16 protein-coding genes are annotated in these 17,593 nt (G+C 42.1%); 6 read left to right on the forward strand and 10 right to left on the reverse strand.

The window, feature by feature from the left end; all coding sequences use genetic code 11:
* Positions 1-119: 119 nt before the first annotated feature.
* Positions 120-455 (reverse strand): hypothetical protein, encoded by a 336-nt coding sequence (locus tag M3593_RS07575; protein WP_144474677.1) that lies wholly within the window; start codon positions 453-455, stop codon positions 120-122.
* Positions 456-670: 215 nt separating this feature from the next.
* Here M3593_RS07575 and M3593_RS07580 point away from each other — a divergent pair, with 215 nt between their 5' ends.
* Entirely contained in the window at positions 671-1,198 is a 528-nt protein-coding gene (locus tag M3593_RS07580) for a hemerythrin domain-containing protein (RefSeq protein ID WP_251542258.1), read from the forward strand.
* 47 nt (positions 1,199-1,245) lie between these two features.
* Here M3593_RS07580 and M3593_RS07585 read toward each other — a convergent pair whose 3' ends face one another.
* Both M3593_RS07585 and M3593_RS07590 read right to left on the reverse strand, forming a co-directional pair.
* Positions 1,246-1,440 (reverse strand): hypothetical protein, encoded by a 195-nt coding sequence (locus M3593_RS07585; RefSeq protein ID WP_144474679.1) that lies wholly within the window; start codon positions 1,438-1,440, stop codon positions 1,246-1,248.
* A 113-nt stretch (positions 1,441-1,553) separates the two neighbouring features.
* Entirely contained in the window at positions 1,554-2,786 is a 1,233-nt protein-coding gene (locus M3593_RS07590; protein ID WP_144474680.1) for an MFS transporter, read from the reverse strand.
* A gap of 142 nt (positions 2,787-2,928) precedes the next feature.
* On the opposite strand from M3593_RS07590, the gene M3593_RS07595 reads away from it, so the two are divergent.
* Positions 2,929-3,921: a phosphotransferase enzyme family protein gene (locus M3593_RS07595; RefSeq protein WP_251542251.1), complete on the forward strand. Its 993-nt coding sequence runs from the start codon at positions 2,929-2,931 to the stop codon at positions 3,919-3,921.
* Between the two features lie 114 nt (positions 3,922-4,035).
* Here the strand turns inward: M3593_RS07595 and M3593_RS07600 are convergent, their stop codons facing one another.
* Positions 4,036-4,776 carry a TPM domain-containing protein gene (locus M3593_RS07600; RefSeq protein WP_251542245.1) on the reverse strand — a complete coding sequence of 247 codons (741 nt, stop codon included), beginning with the start codon at positions 4,774-4,776 and terminating at the stop codon, positions 4,036-4,038.
* On the reverse strand, positions 4,776-5,345 hold the full coding sequence (locus M3593_RS07605) for a LemA family protein (protein WP_251542243.1): 570 nt from the start codon (positions 5,343-5,345) through the stop codon (positions 4,776-4,778). Before M3593_RS07605 ends, M3593_RS07600 begins: the two co-directional genes overlap by 1 nt.
* 262 nt (positions 5,346-5,607) lie before the next feature.
* On the opposite strand from M3593_RS07605, the gene M3593_RS07610 reads away from it, so the two are divergent.
* Both M3593_RS07610 and M3593_RS07615 read left to right on the forward strand, forming a co-directional pair.
* Complete coding sequence (locus M3593_RS07610; protein ID WP_079508228.1) at positions 5,608-6,045, forward strand: MarR family winged helix-turn-helix transcriptional regulator; 438 nt, start codon at positions 5,608-5,610, stop codon at positions 6,043-6,045.
* Positions 6,046-6,191: 146 nt separating this feature from the next.
* Positions 6,192-7,886 carry a M3 family oligoendopeptidase gene (locus M3593_RS07615; protein WP_144474684.1) on the forward strand — a complete coding sequence of 565 codons (1,695 nt, stop codon included), beginning with the start codon at positions 6,192-6,194 and terminating at the stop codon, positions 7,884-7,886.
* 450 nt (positions 7,887-8,336) lie between these two features.
* Here M3593_RS07615 and M3593_RS07620 read toward each other — a convergent pair whose 3' ends face one another.
* Together M3593_RS07620 and M3593_RS07625 are read right to left on the reverse strand one after the other, a co-directional pair.
* A complete protein-coding gene (locus M3593_RS07620; protein WP_251542240.1) occupies positions 8,337-11,363 on the reverse strand; it encodes an efflux RND transporter permease subunit in 3,027 nt (1,008 codons plus the stop codon).
* A 126-nt stretch (positions 11,364-11,489) separates the two neighbouring features.
* Positions 11,490-13,643 carry an ATP-dependent Clp protease ATP-binding subunit gene (locus tag M3593_RS07625; protein ID WP_144474686.1) on the reverse strand — a complete coding sequence of 718 codons (2,154 nt, stop codon included), beginning with the start codon at positions 13,641-13,643 and terminating at the stop codon, positions 11,490-11,492.
* A 410-nt stretch (positions 13,644-14,053) separates the two neighbouring features.
* On the opposite strand from M3593_RS07625, the gene M3593_RS07630 reads away from it, so the two are divergent.
* Entirely contained in the window at positions 14,054-15,103 is a 1,050-nt protein-coding gene (locus M3593_RS07630) for a YkvI family membrane protein (protein WP_144474687.1), read from the forward strand.
* Between the two features lie 223 nt (positions 15,104-15,326).
* Here the strand turns inward: M3593_RS07630 and M3593_RS07635 are convergent, their stop codons facing one another.
* The gene (locus M3593_RS07635) at positions 15,327-15,986 is read right to left on the reverse strand and encodes a hypothetical protein (RefSeq protein ID WP_251542236.1); all 660 of its coding nucleotides are present in this window, start codon (positions 15,984-15,986) and stop codon (positions 15,327-15,329) included.
* 170 nt (positions 15,987-16,156) lie between these two features.
* Positions 16,157-16,768: a CPBP family intramembrane glutamic endopeptidase gene (locus M3593_RS07640; RefSeq protein ID WP_251542234.1), complete on the reverse strand. Its 612-nt coding sequence runs from the start codon at positions 16,766-16,768 to the stop codon at positions 16,157-16,159.
* 125 nt (positions 16,769-16,893) lie between these two features.
* On the opposite strand from M3593_RS07640, the gene M3593_RS07645 reads away from it, so the two are divergent.
* Positions 16,894-17,010 (forward strand): DUF6254 family protein, encoded by a 117-nt coding sequence (locus tag M3593_RS07645; protein ID WP_222125050.1) that lies wholly within the window; start codon positions 16,894-16,896, stop codon positions 17,008-17,010.
* A gap of 97 nt (positions 17,011-17,107) precedes the next feature.
* On the opposite strand, the gene M3593_RS07650 is transcribed toward M3593_RS07645, so the two are convergent.
* Complete coding sequence (locus tag M3593_RS07650; protein WP_023615106.1) at positions 17,108-17,296, reverse strand: YkvS family protein; 189 nt, start codon at positions 17,294-17,296, stop codon at positions 17,108-17,110.
* Between the last annotated feature and the right edge of the window lie 297 nt (positions 17,297-17,593).

Consider the following 17,593-nt stretch of genomic DNA (forward strand, 5'->3'; position numbering starts at 1 on the left):
GGATACCAGTTTACAAAATTAATCTTATAGAAATGTTCTATATTCATCATATGTAAGTTAATTCACAAGTGGGTACAAAAAAGAGTGAAGCTAAAGGAGGTAAAGATTTAGAGGGGAGATCAGCTGATTTTTTCTTGATGACGCATCAAGTGAAGTTCATCGTTGCGGATTTCTTTTTCTAATTTCCGCGCTTCAAACATGGCATCATCAAACCGATCAAACTTTTCCGAAGCATATACGGGTTTGCTGGCATCATAGATTCCGGAAGAGTCTGATTTATAAATGGCAACACTCCAATGGAAAAAATCTTTTTCTTCTTCCTGATGACCCTGCAATCCGATCATTAAATGTGTATGAAACAGGTCAGGCTGGATGCCAAGGAAGGATTTCTGGTCACTAAGCCCCGCGGGGACAAGTGATTTACCATAAAAATCGCGATATAAAGAGTTCTGCAATCTACATTCACTCCTTTTACATTAGCTATAACTTCATTATATGTAAGGTATCTAGATATTTGAAGGCTAATTGTTAAAATTTTTAGAAATTTTAACGAAGTGTCATATTTCCTTCACATTTACACTCGTATAATGCTAATTGTGATTCCTATCACAACTTGTGAGATCACTGGTTTTTATAATGAAGGTATAAAATGTATAGGAGGCAGGTTAACATGACTGGCTGTATGAGCGGTTTAAACCAGGATTCTAGTTTTACATTAAGTGAAGGTCTTCAACAGTTAAAAAGTGAACACCCGCCATTATTGGAAAAGCTTGCGGACCTTTTGGATCTTTCACGAAAAGTTGAGGAAGGTATGGAAATAGAGGAGAACTTTTTAAAGCTGAAGGAGCTGGTCGTCGAATTCCTCGCTGAACTGGAGCCTCATTCAGAGCGGGAAGAGGGCGTTTTGTTTGAGATGATGGCTGCTTATATCGGCAGGGAAATGGGACCAATAGCGGTGATGGAATATGAACATGATCAGGCAAAACGGTTTATCGGAACTTTCCTTCATAACACAAAGGATGGAATGGGACTAACAGCAGAGCAGATGATCGACAATGCGCAACTGATCAAAAATGCAAACTACACTTTGGTGAGCCATTTCTCAAAGGAAGAGAGCATCCTGTTCCCTATGGCAGAAAATATGTTCAGCGAAGAAGAAAAGCAAGAATTGGCTCAGCGCATTAAGTTAATCAAATAAAAATAAAAAGGGTGAAGCTGCGATTGCTTCACCCTTTACCTTTACAATTAAGCCTTTGTGATTGTCACCAGCTTAATGTCTTTTGTATCGAATTTATAAAAAACATCATCTTCACCGGTGTATTCAATCATGCCTTCCTGGTCTTTGGCATCCTGGATGGCTTCAGAAATGTTTTCCACTTCGATTGGTCGTGAAACGGCAAAATCTTTTTCAAAAAAATAATTAATCTTAAACTTAGACATGATAATCTCCCTTCAATATATCCTTACTACCTTTTTTTCCTTAACAGGGGCATGCCTAAACGTAAAAAATGCAGTTGGAAAATTTTAATTGCCGATCAGACCGGTGTGGCGATTTACTGGTTCCATTCTGCCAATTGTTGATCTGTCGGAAGGAACATCGTCAGGATTCCCAGCAGGGGAAGGAAGCCGACGCAGATAATCATCATTGGAAGCCCGATCATGTCAGCGAGATATCCAAGGCCGACAGACCCAATAGCACCCATACCGAATGCCAATCCTACTGTCAGTCCGGCCATCGTACCAATTTTGCCAGGAACCAGTTCCTGGGCATATACGACCGTAACGGAAAAGCTCGACATCAGGATAAAGCCGCTGATGGTCAAGAGGATGACTGCAACAGAAAGTGGCATATATGGGATGATTGCCGACATAGGAGCAGTCGCGATCATGGAAAGGAAAATGATTTTCTTCTTTCCAAAACGATCAGCGAGCGGGCCGCCAAAGAATGTTCCAAACGCACCTGCAACCAGAAAAGCGAACAGGAATAGTTGTGCCTCCTTAATCGAAAGTCCATATTTGTCAATCGCATAAAAAGCATAGAAATTCGTCATGCCAGAAATATACCAGGACCTTGCAAAGATTAAAAATAAAATCAGGACTAGAGCCATCTTGATATTTCTAGAAATGCCTTTATTGATTTTAGTGGTGGCTTGTCTGGTTTTGGCTGCAATCTTTTCAAAGTTCAATTTACGGTTGTACCATGTCGCAATATAGATAAGCAAACCTACGGCTATGGCAGCGACAAGCGTAAACCAAACAGCTCCAACCTGGCCTAGCGGAACTAGTATCAGTGCAGTTATTAGCGGAGCTAGTGCCTGCCCGGAATTTCCGCCAACCTGATAAATGGACTGTGCCAGCCCCCTGCGCGGTCCTGCTGCCATATAGGCAACCCTCGAGCCTTCAGGATGGAAGACAGCTGAACCAAGTCCGATGAATAAAACAGAGAGAATGACTAACTCGAAACTTGATGCGAAAGCCAGGCCGAGAACACCGAACATTGTAGAGGTAAGGCCGAGCGGAAGGGCAAACGGCATCGGCTTTTTATCGGTTGCCATCCCAATCAAAGGCTGAAGAATGGAAGAAACGATATTCAAGGAAAAGGCGATCATCCCTAGCTGGGTAAAAGAAAGGCCCATCGATTTTTCGAGTATAGGGAACATCGCCGGAATGACGGACTGGATAGAATCGTTCAATAAATGTACTAATCCGATGATAAAGAGTATTTTATAGGCTGTCACATTTTGATCTTGCGTTTTTGCTCTGACAGCAGCTGCTGTTTGGCTCATGTTTTTCTCCTTTAAAATTTATTTCGGTTTCCTACATATCATTTTACAAAAAAAGTCACCAGATAAGAATAGCTTTTCTATTAAAAAATATGGTCTAATATAATTTGAGAAAATACAGATTATTCAAAGGAGAGACCGATTCATGGAACAGACAGTGAATTTACAGATGACAGGGGAAGTGTTGAATGATTTTCTGGAGCGTTTTGGTTTAGAGCCTGAAGTAAAGAAGCTTGGGGATTTCGAGAATTATGTATTTGAAACGTATAGGGCTGGCCATCCATATATCATGCGAATCACTCATAGTACCCATCGCTGTAAGGATGAGATTTTATCCGAGCTCGACTGGATGAAACATTTATACTGTGAAGGCCTGTCTGTTCCAGAAGTTTTTCCTTCGTTAGGCGGAAGTCTGGTTGAAGAAGCAGCAGCGGAGGATGGCAGCATTTTTTACGGATGCTTATTCGCAAAAGCAAGAGGAAAGGCTGTCTCTGTCCGATCAGAGCAATTCAGTGATAAACTATTTGAAAAGTGGGGAGAGGTAACTGGAAGGATGCACAGAGCAACAAAGAACTACCAGCCATCCGAAGGCATCAAAAAACGCAGCAGCTGGGATGAAGATGACCTCCTCCAGATTGAAAAGTATTATCCTGCTGAAGAGCAGGAGCTGGTCGAGAATGCAAAAGAAGTGATATCGGTTATTTCATCTCTCCCGAAAAAAATCGATAATTTTGGAATCATCCACACGGATATTCATTCTGGCAATTTCTTTTATGATGGGGAAGAGGTCCATGTTTTTGATTTTGATGATGCCAGTTACCACTGGTTTGCATCGGATATCGCAATTCCTTTGTATTATTCCTTGCTTTATCGAATTCCAGCCAGTGAAAAAGAGGAACGCCAGCGCTTTGGGCAATTGTTTCTGGACTCATTCATCAATGGGTACCAGAAAGGGAATCAACTCCCCGAAGGATGGAAAGAACATGTTCCATTGTTCCTGATGCTTAGGGATGTTGTCCTGTATGCGGTCTTGCATAAGAAAATCGCTCCCGAAGACAGAGATGATAAATTGCTGGCTATGATGGATGAGATCGCCGAAAGAATTAAATGTAAAGTTCCAATTGTGAAAATCGGCTGATGAAGATGTCTACACAAAAAAACACCAGAGCAACCGCTGCTGGTGTTTTCTGTTGTTAATTGGATCCCTATGCCAAATGTGAGATGGCACTTGAAAGAGAGAAATTAGCGCCACTTACCAGCCGCGGCTTGATCCGCCGCCACCCGAGGAACCGCCTCCTCCTCCCCGGGGCCCTCCACCCCCTCCGCCGCCTCTTGAAATGATCGATAGAAGCATATAGGTGAGGGTACCGCCAAAGAACATGAAATCGAGGATGATCACACCGACTACGATAATGATAAGCAGCCAGGAAGGGATGGGGAAATCCTGCTGCTGCTGAACATCATTCGGGGCGCTCCCATATTCTTTCGTACCTGACACCTCATTAGCTAGTGCCTGGTACGTATTCATTACTGCCAGGTCTGACTGGCCATTTTTCAAGTGGGGAATAGCGTATTCGTCAAGGATTCTCCCTGCCTTGCCATCAGGAATGACGCCCTCAAGTCCATAACCGACCTCAATCCTGATTTTCTTTTCCTGCATGGCAATAACAAGCAATACACCATTATCATTTTCTTTGGTTCCCAGGCCAAATTTGCGGTATGCCTCAACGGAATATTCCTCGATGCTTCTCTCCCCGATCGAATCTACGGTCAGAACAGCAATCTGTGAGGTTGTCTGGCCATCAATCGACCGGCCGATGGTTCGTAATTGGATTTCTTCATTTTCACTTAAAACGTCCGCGAAATCCTGGACATAGATATCTCCAACAGGTGCCGGTATCTCACTTGGTGCCGCGATTGCACCGGATGGAAGCAGCAAGAGCAGGATGCCAAGCAGTGCTGCCAATCCGGGGAATCTTTTTGGAGTCATCATCAGCCTCCAAAGTCAACCTCAGGAGCTTCCTGTGCCCGAGGGTCTGCTTTGAAATATTCCTTCTCATCAAATCCTGTTATGTTTGCGATAAGGGCACCTGGAAACTGTTTAACCATTTTGTTGTATATGGACACCTGGTCATTGTAATCCTTCCTGGCCACAGCCAGTCTGTTTTCTGTGCCGGCAAGCTCGTCCATCAATTGTGTGAATTGCTTATCCGCTTTCAGGTTTGGGTAATTCTCGACCACCACTAACAATCTGCTTAATGCACCTGACAATTCAGCATTTGCGTTTGCCTGCTCTTCTGGTGTATTTGCGCCAGCCAGCCTTGCGCGGGCATCTGAAATCGATTGGATCACTTCTTTTTCATGTGAGGCATATCCTTTTACTGAATTCACCAGATTAGGAATCAGGTCCAGCCTTCTTTGCAGCTGGTTCTCTATCTGGGCATAAGCCTGGTCGACATTCTCTTCTTCAGCGACAAATTTATTGTAGCTGCCAACACCCATCATGATGAAAATTCCCAGTATCACCAATAAACCAATAACAATTCCTAAACCTTTTTTCATCCAAGACACTCCCAATTCTTTGTTGAAGGCTTTCGCTAAAATGGTTAAACGAAAGCCTTGATGTTTCTGCAGATGACCGTATTTTTCCCTCATTAGACATGTTTTTAAACTTTTTGCATGGGTTAATCTTTCCCGATGTTCACCTGGATAATGAATCGAAATAGTTTTTCATGATAAAATTAAGGGAAATACTGATAAAAACAACAAATTCAGATATACTCTAGTTATGGATTAGTCGTTAAAGGTAAAGGAATGAATACGCATGAACAATGAGACAGAAAAATCTTTAAAATTATTTATTGTATTGTCCCGTGCCTATCGGGCAGTTAATGAAAAAGTGAATAAGGTTATCCAAAAGAATGGACTAAACCCAACGGAGTTTGCCGTGCTTGAGCTTCTCTACCATAAAGGGGAGCAGCCACTCCAGCAAATCGGCGGGAAGATCCTGCTTGCAAGCGGCAGTATCACCTATGTAGTGGACAAGCTTGAAGAAAAGGGCTACTTAAATCGGGTGGCATGTCCAAAAGACCGAAGAGTGACATACGCAAAAATTTCAGAAGACGGAAAAAAATTAATAGAAGAAATTTTTCCAGAACACAGCGCCTTAATTCACGAATTGATGGACAGCCTGTCAGATGATGAAAAAGGTACGGCGATCGAGCTGTTAAAAAAGCTGGGTCTATCTGTAAGCAAATATTAAAAACGGCGATTGCCGTTTTTTTTGTTATCCTGGCAATAAAATTTTTCGAAAAGACAAGGCATTAAACAGGAAAAAAGGGACCATCCGTAGAATAGGATGGAGATGGGGTGAATTTTCACCCTTATATAGATAAAGGGGGCAATACGATGAGGTTTGAGGAATATACATATACACGGCCGAATTTGGACGAAGTGACGGCTAAATTCGATCAGCTTCTTGAACAATTCAAGAATGCCGGAACGGTTGAGGAACAAAGTGTTGCTATGGATGGAATCAATGGCCTGCGAAATGATGTCGGAACCATGTTCAATCTTTGCTATATCCGTCATTCGATTGATACTGAAGATGAATTTTATAAGCAAGAGCAAGATTTTCTTGATGAACTGGCACCAGAGGTAGAAGGTCTAGTGACAAAATATTATGAAGCACTTATGTCATCTCCATTCCGTGCCGAGCTTGAAGCGAAATGGGGAAAGCAGCTGTTCGCACTTGCTGATGCACAATTGAAGCAATTTTCTCCGGAAATTGTTCCTTTGATGCAAAAGGAAAATAAACTTTCTACCCAATATACAAAGCTTGTAGCATCAGCAAAAATTATGTTCGAAGGAGAAGAAAGGACGCTTGCTCAGCTTGATCCATTTACAGAGTCAAAGGACCGTGAAACGAGGAAAAAAGCCAGTGAAGCGAAATTCGCATTTTTCTCAGAGCATGGAGAAGAGTTTGACCGCATTTATGATGAACTGGTAAAAGTAAGGACGGAAATGGCACATAAACTCGGCTACAGCAACTTTGTCGAGCTGGCTTATTACCGTATGTCCCGAACGGATTATGACAGCAGCATGGTAGCGGCATTCCGTGACCAGGTGCATAAATACATCGTACCTGTAGCGACGAAGTTGAAGGAACGCCAGAAAAATCGAATTGGTGTCAATGAGTTGAAATATTATGATGAACCATTCGATTTCAAGACGGGTAATGCTGCACCGAAGGGAAGTCCGGAGTGGATCATTGAAAACGGCCAGAAGATGTATGATGAACTCTCGGCTGAAACAGGTGAGTTCTTCAAATATATGAACGATAACAACCTGATGGATTTGGTTGCCAAGAAAGGGAAAGCCGGTGGGGGTTACTGCACATATATTGAAAACTATAAATCGCCGTTCATATTCTCGAATTTCAACGGAACTTCAGGGGATATAGATGTCCTGACACATGAAGCAGGGCATGCCTTCCAGGTATACTCAAGCCGCCATTTTGAGATTCCAGAGTATAACTGGCCAACATATGAGGCATGTGAAATACACTCCATGAGCATGGAATTTTTCACATGGCCATGGATGGATCTATTTTTCAAAGAAGATACCGATAAGTACAAATTCTCTCACCTGAGCAGCGGCCTGCTGTTCCTGCCATATGGAGTCTCTGTTGATGAATTCCAGCACTGGGTATATGAGAATCCCGAGGCAACACCTGCAGAGAGAAAACAGCAATGGCGTGAAATCGAAAAAAAATATCTGCCGCACAAAGATTATGATGGCAACACCTATCTGGAAGAAGGCGGATTCTGGCAGCGTCAGGGCCATATTTACAACTCGCCATTCTATTATATTGATTACACGCTTGCACAAATTTGTGCATTCCAATTCTGGAAGCGTTCAAGGGAAAACAAGGAAGAAGCCTGGAATGACTATGCTAACCTCTGCAAACTCGGCGGAAGCATGGCATTCACCGAACTTGTGAAGGAAGCAAACCTGATATCACCATTTGAAGAAGGCTGTGTCGAGTCAGTGATAGGCGAAATCGACAGCTGGCTGGAATCAGTCGAAGACAGTAAATTGTAAAAAGAAAAGTGGAGCCTGCGGGCAACACTATAGACTGCAGACGAACTTGATGGAAATCCAGTTTGTCTGCAGTTTTTTGTTTCTGTTATGCAATTTATGGTTCCCGACATCTAAGCGTTATCTGGGATTGAATAGATTTTCGTTGATAGTCACTGCAGAGTGTATACCTGGAAATGGATAATAGCTGAATTTGTTGGTATTATTAGTGGCATTTAACCGCTTTTGGTGCCCGCTTTTTATGAATCGTAAGAAATCAGTTCACCAATAGCCATTATTGGTGTCCGTTTTTTAGGAATCTGAAGAAAACAGGTCACCAATGCCACTTCTGATGAATGATTGAGTTTAGAGGCTTCAAGGCATTGAGATAACAACTCCTTCTTATTCGGTGATTACACTTTCCCCATTGCTGATTCAATAGGAAAAGCCCGCACCTAAATGCGGGCTTCAGTCTTACATACTGCGTTCTTTTTTCACTTGTTTGAAGAAGAAGACTTCATAAATCACTGGGATCAGGATTAATGTCAACAGGGTGGAGGAGGTAAGTCCGCCGATTACGGTTACTGCCAGCCCTTTTGAGATCAGGGTGCCTGATGAGGTGGTGAGTGCCAATGGAATCAATGCAGCGATTGTTGCAAAAGCGGTCATCAGGATGGGACGGAGCCTTGTAATTCCTGCCTCAATTAAAGCTTCACGTACAGGCATTCCTTTTTCGGTTCGATTCTGGCCAATACGGTCTACCATGACAATGGCATTGGTCGTAACGATTCCAATTAGCATCAGCAAGCCTATCATGACACTGACTGACATGGGTTCATCGGCAATCCACAATCCCAGGAGGGAACCGATTGGGACAAATATCAGGGAGGATAGGATAATGAACGGAATCCTTGCCTGCCCGAAGGTAATCAACATCGTCAAGTAGACCAGCCCGATGGCCACAACCATTGCGATTCCCAGTTGAGTGAAGGTTTCAACCGTTTCATCGCTTCCGCCGCCGCCTTCAAGTGAAACTCCATCTGGAAGGTCGATATCATTTTTGACCCCTTCAATGACAGCAGTCGAAACGGCCCTGATATCATTGGAATCGATCTGCGCAGAAACCCGGGCGAAAATTTTGCCATCCAGTTTCTGTATGGAGGTAAATGCTTCTGTCTCGGTTATTCTCGCGATTTCTGTAATTGGAATAGGTCCTTGCTGGGTGAAAATCATGGTATTTTTTAAATCTTCGATTGTCTCGGACTGCTCATCATAGATAATCAAAACTTTTCGATCATCGCCATCGAGCTGCATGGTACCGGCATCGACTGGTTTTGTTTTATCCGTGATGGTGCCGAGGATCTGGAAGCCCGAAAGACCAAGCTGCGCTGTTTTTTCTGGGTCGATATCGACCAGTACCTGTTTTTGTTTTTCAGAAAAGTTGTTAGAAACATATTTTAAGTCATTCTGCTTATTCATGTAATCTTCGACTTTTGCTGCTGCATCCTGTAAGGCGGCTAGGTCAGTAGAATATAAGTCGATATTGACATTGTTATTGGAAGGAGGTCCACCTGTTGACTGCTCCTGGATGCCGATTTTCGCATCCGGCTCGAGGGAAAGGACGGTATCTTCCATTTCTTTCTCGAGTTTCGGAATGAACTCAGAAACACTCGCTCCTTCTCCAAGGCTGATAAAATAGTTTGCCTGGTTCTGGCGTTTTAAACCAGTCTGAAAATCACGGCTTCCGATTCCGACGGTTACATCATTGATTTCTTTTTGTTCTGCGAACATATTCTCGACTTTCAGTGAAACTTCATTTGTTTTTTCCAGTGAAGTAGAAGAGGGCAGCTGGAATGTAGCAACAAGCAGCTTTTGCTCCTCGTTTGGTATAAATGTGAAACCAAGTCCTTTAACCAGGAAGCCCGAACCTGCAAGCAGGACAATCGACAGGAAGATCACTAGAGCCTTATGGTTCAGTGACCATCTAATGGAAGAGGCATATGCTCTTTGCATTGCACCTTCTTTTTCTTCCTTTGGCACTCTCTTGAAAGAGAACTTTGCCAGGATTGGTACGATCGTGACGGCAACAATCAAGGATGCAAGCAGTGAAAAGACGATTGTCAGTGCGAAAGGCAAAAAGAATTCTCCAGTAATTCCACCGACAAGGCCAAGCGGCAAGAAGACTACAACTGTCGTAATCGTTGATGAGGTGATGGCTTTCAGGATTTCCTTAGTTGAATCCTGAATCAGATCATCCGTCATTCCCTGATTGGTTTTCCGGACCCTCCGGAAGATATTCTCGATGACGACAATGCTGTCATCGACGACACGTCCTACTGCCACTGCCATCCCGCCGAGGGTCATGATATTCAATGAAATATCAAGCTGGTTTAAAAAGATCGACGAAATCAATAGTGACAGCGGAATGGAGACAATCGCGATAATCGTTGCCCTGAAATTCCTCAGGAAAATCAATACCGCAATAGAAGCAAACAGGGCACCGAGCAACCCTTCCTTGACGAGAGTGTTGACCGATTTTTCAATTCCTTCAGCTGAATCGAATCCAATTGCGTATTCCAGGCGGTCGTCATAACTATTGATGACAGCTAAAACCTTTTCAGCAACTTCGACTGTATTCGCGTCCTGCTTTTTCGTGATGGCCATTGACAATGATTCTTTTTCGTTATATCGCGTGATTTCCGGTTTTTCAGTTACTACTTTGATTGAGGCAAGCTCGCTTAACTTTACCTGGGGAGCATCAGGCACAAATTTAGATTGAATCACCAGGTTTTCAAGCTCTTCAATTTTTTCTATTTTTTCCTGCACCCGTACCGGAACCTGGATTTCGTTTTCGTTCAGGTTGCCTGCCGGGAAGCTTAATTTTCTGGAATCAATTGTTTCTTTAATATCATTCAAACTGAGCCCCAACTGTGCTGCTCTTTCCTGGTCCACGGTGATCTGGAGGATGTCATCGGTCATGCCGCCAACAGAAACACTGTTTATTCCCTGGATTTTATTCAGTTCCGGAAGGATTTCTTCGTTTACAAGAGTCTCTAGATCTTCATCACCTTTTGCAAACAGGGAGATATTGAAAATCGGGAATGTACCAAAAGAGAATCTGTTTATATTCGTCTGCACGTTCTCAGGCAGTCCAGCTTCCTTGATGAAGGTGTTGACCTGTTGCTCAGCATCATCAAGCTTAGTATCAAACGGGAATTCCAGATTGATGATGGCGATGCTCTCAAATGAAGAACTTTGCATTTTCTTGATGCCATCGATCCCTTTGAATTTTGTTTCAAGCTTCTCGGTTACTTGTTCATTGATATCCTGCGGAGAAGCCCCCGGGTATATGACTTCCACAGAGAGCTGGGGAAATTCGATATTTGGCAGCAAATCAACCTTTAGCCTGGTGAATGAGTACAGGCCGCCAAGTATCAGTAAAAATGAAATGATGAATACAGCGAATGCATTTTTAAGACTGAATCTTGTCAAAAATCCCATTAGAATACCTCTTTTCTATAAAAAAGCTATGACTCTATTCTATATGCCTTCTATGTAGTTTTCATTTTTAAACTGTAAAAAATAAAAATAACCCGAAGTTTCAAAACTTCGGGCATCAAATAAATATTATTTCTGCTTGATGATAATCTGGTCAGTTTCAATGACCGCTTCCAACTGGTTTGCTTCCGGAGCTTCAAGAATGAAATCGGCAATGGAATCCTCCAGTTGTTCCTGGATGGAACGACGCAGCGGGCGTGCACCGAATGCTGGATGGTATCCAAGCTCAGCCAGTTTTGCCTTCACTTCCACTGTCACTTCAAGGCTGATATTCTGCTCTGCAAGTGTTTCTTTCAACTCTGCAAGCATCAAATCCACAATCTGAAGAAGGTGTTCCTTCTCAAGAGACTTGAACTCTATGATACTGTCGAAACGGTTCAGGAATTCTGGCTTGAAGAATCCTCCGAGTGAATCGAGAATGCTTGATTCATTGACAGCAGTATTCTGGTCAAATCCTACCTTGATGGTTTTATGTCCAACACCTGCGTTGCTTGTCATAATGATGACTGTGTCCTTAAAGCTTACTGTACGGCCTTGGCTGTCAGTCAGGCGGCCGTCTTCGAGAATCTGCAAGAACATATGCTGTACATCTGGATGAGCTTTTTCAATCTCGTCCAGTAAAATGATGCTGTATGGGTTGCGGCGGACTTTTTCCGTCAACTGGCCAGCTTCATCATGGCCTACATAGCCTGGAGGAGAACCAATCAGCTTGGAAACACTGTGCTTCTCCATATACTCACTCATGTCGAGACGGACCATTGCCTCCTTTGAACCAAAGAGTTCCTCAGCCAAAGTCTTGGTCAGCTCTGTCTTACCGACACCAGTAGGGCCGACGAACAGGAACGAGCCGATTGGACGGTTCTTTGATTTCAGACCCGCACGGCTGCGGCGGATCGCTTTGGCTACTTTCTGCACGGCATCTTCCTGTCCAATGACTTTGCCATTCAGGTTGGCAACAAGATTTTTCATCTTTTCCTGTTCATCTTCCTGAAGCTTGCCGACGGGAATGCCAGTTTTCTTCTCGATGATTTCCTGGATATGCTTGACTGTTACAACAGGTCGTTCAGCATTGCCATTTTCGTTTATTGCTTTCTCAAGCTTCGCTTCTTCATCACGGAGCCTGGCAGCAGTTTCATAGTCTTCCTGCTTCAATGCTTCTTCCTTTTCCTTCGCAATTTCAGCAAGGCGGCTTTCAGCATCATTTTTATTTGTATAGTCAGAAACCAGGTTTAGCTTGGATCCTGCTTCGTCCATTAGATCAATCGCTTTGTCTGGAAGGAAACGATCCTGGATATAGCGTTGAGAAAGCTGGACACATGCCTTGATGGCCTCATCCGCAAAAGTCACCTGATGGAAATCCTCATACTTGGACTGAATTCCTGCCAGGATTTCGATGGCCTCGTCCACAGTTGGTTCCAGTACATGGACGGGCTGGAATCGTCTTTCTAAAGCTGCATCTTTTTCAATTTTGCGGTATTCCTTCAGGGTTGTCGCACCTACTACCTGAAGTTCACCACGGGCAAGTGCTGGCTTCAGGATATTGCCTGCATCCATGGAACCTTCAGCAGAACCTGCACCTACAAGCTGGTGGATTTCGTCAATGAAAAGAATGATGTTTTTGCGTGCCTGTAATTCAGAAATCAATTGCTTCATTCTTTCTTCGAATTGACCACGGATTCCGGTGTTCGATACCATTGAAGCGACGTCTAAAAGGTAGACTTCTTTATTCTTCAGCTTCTCTGGCACATCACCTTCGACAATCTTTAAGGCAAGGCCTTCTGCAATAGCTGTTTTACCTACACCAGGTTCACCGATCAGTACAGGGTTATTTTTATTTCTTCTATTTAATATTTCAATCACACGTTTAACTTCTTCGTCCCGGCCAATAACAGGGTCAATCAAACCTGTCTTGGCAATTTGAGTCAGGTTTCTTCCATATTGGTCAATAAAGCCATTCCCACCGCCGGCTGTTTTAGTTACAGAAGCAGGTTTTGAATTCTGGGGTTCATCATTCATATTCCCAGAGAATTGTTTGAACATATCATTAAACGGCGAACCTCCGAATCCGTTAAAACCGGACATTGGGCTGCCGAGTGAAGCACCTAATTTTTCTCTCTCTTTTTGGTAGCAGTCTTCACAGAGCATTAAATGCTTCTGGTTACCATTTAAGCTTACCTTCAATTGAATATTCGCCTGTTTTTCCTGGCAATTTTGGCAGAGCATTTAAATTCCTCCTTCAAATTTTTCCTATATTTAATCAAAAAAGTCTTTGACTTTGACTATCTTTGATCAATTTAACTTGATTATACTTTGACCAACTTTGACTTTCAAGATATTTGTCTGTAGAAATTATTGGTAATTCAATATAACATTGCGGGCATACTCTCCTCATGATAAAACGCTATTTTCGCCTAAAGTATTGCTTTCCGGGCTAATTCCATTTTCAACTCCCTATATGGCTTCGAGGCTCTTTTCGACTGTGCACCGAGATGGATGGAAAGGAATATTCGAAAACCGAGCAGGCTGTTTTTACTGATGATGTGAAAGCAACGGAGTTCATGAAATGAGCTTAATAAAAAGCTCGTCATGGTTTGTCTTTCCATACATATATTGAGAAGAGGGAGGGGAACGCTTTGAAAACAAATTGGGGTGCTGCCTTTCAAATTGCAGCTGTTTATGTCGGAACTGTGGTGGGGGCTGGTTTTGCGACCGGAAGGGAAATCGTTGAATTCTTTTCCCGTTTTGGCATATTTGGACTGATTGGAGTGTTCATGGCTGGATACATTCTTACATATATGGGTGCTAAATTAATGCGTATTGCTGCGGCCATCGGTGCCCGTTCATACGAGGAAATGAATGTGCATTTATTCGGGCGGTTTTTTGGAAGGATCATTAATATATTGATGCTGTTCATGCTTCTTGGCGTTTGTGCTGTTATGCTTTCCGGAGCCGGGGCTGTATTTGAGGAACAGCTTGGATTATCGAAATCACTTGGAATCATTGTTACGATTGCTTTGTCACTTGCAGTAATGGTAGTCGGCCTAAAGGGCGTTTTTGCAGTTAATACTTTTGTGGTTCCGATGATGATCTTATTCAGCCTGATTCTATTTTCCCTGTCAGTCAAATTGCCTGGTTTTTTTGAACAGGTTGTGTTTATTCCATATGCCGAGGATGGCTGGAAAGCCGTAATCGGTCCGTTTTCCTATACGGCACTGAACCTGTCTCTTGCCCAGGCGGTGCTTGTACCTGTCGCGGCAGAGATAAAGGACGATCAGACAGTTAAGTGGGGGGGGATTCTTGGGGGAATTGCACTGACATTGATTTTGCTCTCAAGTCACTTGACTTTGATTATGCTCCCAGGATTCGATACATTCGAGATTCCGATGGCGGTTATCATGAAACAGCTGGCAGCCAGCCTTTATTGGATATTTGTCTTAATTGTTTATGGTGAAATTTTCACATCTGTAATCGGCAATATCTATGGTCTGGAAAGACAGATACAAAAACATATCAAAGTGCCAAGCATGCTGATTGTCTCTTTTCTCTTCCTGATCTGTTATTTCATCAGCTTGATTGATTATGGAACACTTCTTTCGTTCCTGTATCCGGTATTCGGCTATATCAGTTTAGTATTCATAGTCTTACTGTGGATGAAGCCTGTCAATTTAACAAATCGATCATAAAAAAAGGCTGTTTTCGTAAAGATTGTTGTTAAAATCTTAAAGCCGATTTTAACGTGCTATAAGCAATTTTGCAGTTCGTTTTTAAGTGTGCAAGCTCTTTTCTCATAATAAGCTTGAATTTTATAAAGAAAACTAGGTCATTCAATCCAATTTAGTAGTCAATAGCAACAAAGTTTGAGAAAAGAGCCTAAAAAAAAGAAGGGGGGTGCCCTTCTTTTTTTATTTATTTCTCTTCTTTCATGATTGTCTTCGCCATTTGGATGAAGGCATCACGATGATCAGAACCTTCTTTTGTGAATAGAGTAAGCTTCAAAGGCTGTTCTTCATTTTTAATAAGGTAGGTGGTAACATTGTCTGCTCCGTTTTTTGTTTCCATACCCCAGGCATTGCTGAAAAATGGATCCTCAGGAATTTCAGTTTCATTTACCTCAGGCCCGACTGCGGCCAGCTGCGCCTTTGCGTTTTCTTCAACCATTTCCCATTCTGCATCTGCTGGAAGCAGTTCTATCCTCATGAAGATACTGTCATCCTCGGTCAACATCAGAACATCTTTGTTTGGTTCTTCTGCTGTCAATTCATAATCAGGCAAGACATACATTGAATAATTTTGATTATCGTTATACTTTAGAAAACCGGTTTGCTGCTTCTGTTCTCCATTCAATGTATAATCTAGATTCTGTTCCATGATTCGGATCAGGCCTTCTTCATTGGTCTTTTCCTGTTCCGCCGCTTGCTGCTCTTCATTCGCAGCTTCCGGTGCAGATGCCTGCTGTGATTCAGGTGTCTTTTTCACTGCTTTTTCAGACTCTTCTGCGGATCCGCAGCCTGAAATGATAAATGCCGACAAGCCAATGAGTGCGATTGGTTTTACTAATTTGTTCATGTCGAATTGCCCCCTGTTATTTCATTTGATGTTTTCTACAATTTTAGACGAAAAAAAAGAAAGAATGTTACAATCCCTTATCAAAATAACATGGACATGTCTCTTCCGACAATAATGAAAATGACCCACGAGCCAGCGTGGGTCATTTTCATTATTCATTATTTTCATTGCTACCTGAGAGGAAGAAAAACAAATAATAATAAATCAAAAACAATATGGGATACAATCACGAGCGGCATGCTCCGTTTCCACGCATATAAAATGCTCCATGCAAGGCCGGCGATCACTGCAGCCAGTATCAGAATGAACTGACCGGAATAGAAATGGACAGAAGAATATAGAAGTACAGATAAACCAATCGTCATTTTCATTCCAAAGTATTGACTAAGTCGTTTTTGAATGAATCCGCGCCAAAAAATTTCCTCTCCAGGAGCAATAATCAAGACAAGTACAATATAATGCCAGAATAATTCAGGAGAAAATCTACTGTACAGGCGGGTGATTTGACCTGAAAAAGGCAGGTTCAGCAATTCGATCAATAAACTTCCGAACCAAAAGAGACCAAATAAACCTGCTCCTGAAACAATTCCTAATGTTAAATAAGAGAGTGTGGATGCATTGTCCTCGATTTCTTCATGGATGATAGAAAAGCTTATAAGAACAAGCATTGAAGCTGTGAAAATATACCAGAAAACGTTTTGATCCTCGAAGGTAAAAAACATAAGAAGATGCGCGATTAAAATGCCCAGCATCAGTCTGGGATCCGCCATCCATTTCTTCATTCTCGATAAACCCCTTTCCAGAAACAAAATTTATTGTACCAAATAATTCATTAAAGTTGTAAGGAAAAGATTTCTACAAGATGGGGAATGTTAAGACAGAACGAAAAACGATGGGAGGGAAGAGCATGTCTCAATCGAAACGCGAGAAGGAGCGTAATTGGACTGTCCGCAAACAGGACCAGCATCCTCACGGGAAAGTTAAATCGTACAAGGAATTAGCTGGAAAAGAAACAAAGGAATAGAAAAATTTGAAGAGCCGGAACGCAGCTCCGCAGCCGGAATGTTTACCAAAGAAGAAAAAGCAGCCAAGGCTGCTTTTTTCTTCCTGCATAAAATATATTAATAGGCTGTTTCTTTTACAATTTTATAATTTTTATGATTGATTACTGTACGCTGGTCCAGTTCCAAATCCCTGAAATTGTTCATATATGTTAAATCAACAATGACAGAATTCTCATTTACCTTTTCCACAACTCCCTGTAATCCTTCTTTGAATTCGATTACATTTCCAACTTCGGCTTTCTTCAAATAACCTCGCTCCTTCGTTATATTTCGAATTACTAACATTTTGCCTTAAATATTTCAATGCGTAAAGAAAAATCTGTAATAAAGTTTAAATGTTCACGAAATTTTCAAATTTAAAATTTAGAAAATTCAATTTTTATATTTTTATTATATAGAAAAATAACATTTCTATCCAGAAAAAATTTTAAAAGTTTTTTAGGATTTTTCCCATTTAATTAAGTTCGAAAACATGTATCTGTAAGATTGCAATTTGCAAATTGAACAATAGGATATAAAATGGTTTTAACCTATTAGTTATAA

It is taken from the genome of Mesobacillus sp. MER 48 (genome assembly GCF_023714225.1).
Taxonomy (GTDB): Bacteria; Bacillota; Bacilli; order Bacillales; family Cytobacillaceae; genus Mesobacillus; species Mesobacillus oceanisediminis_A.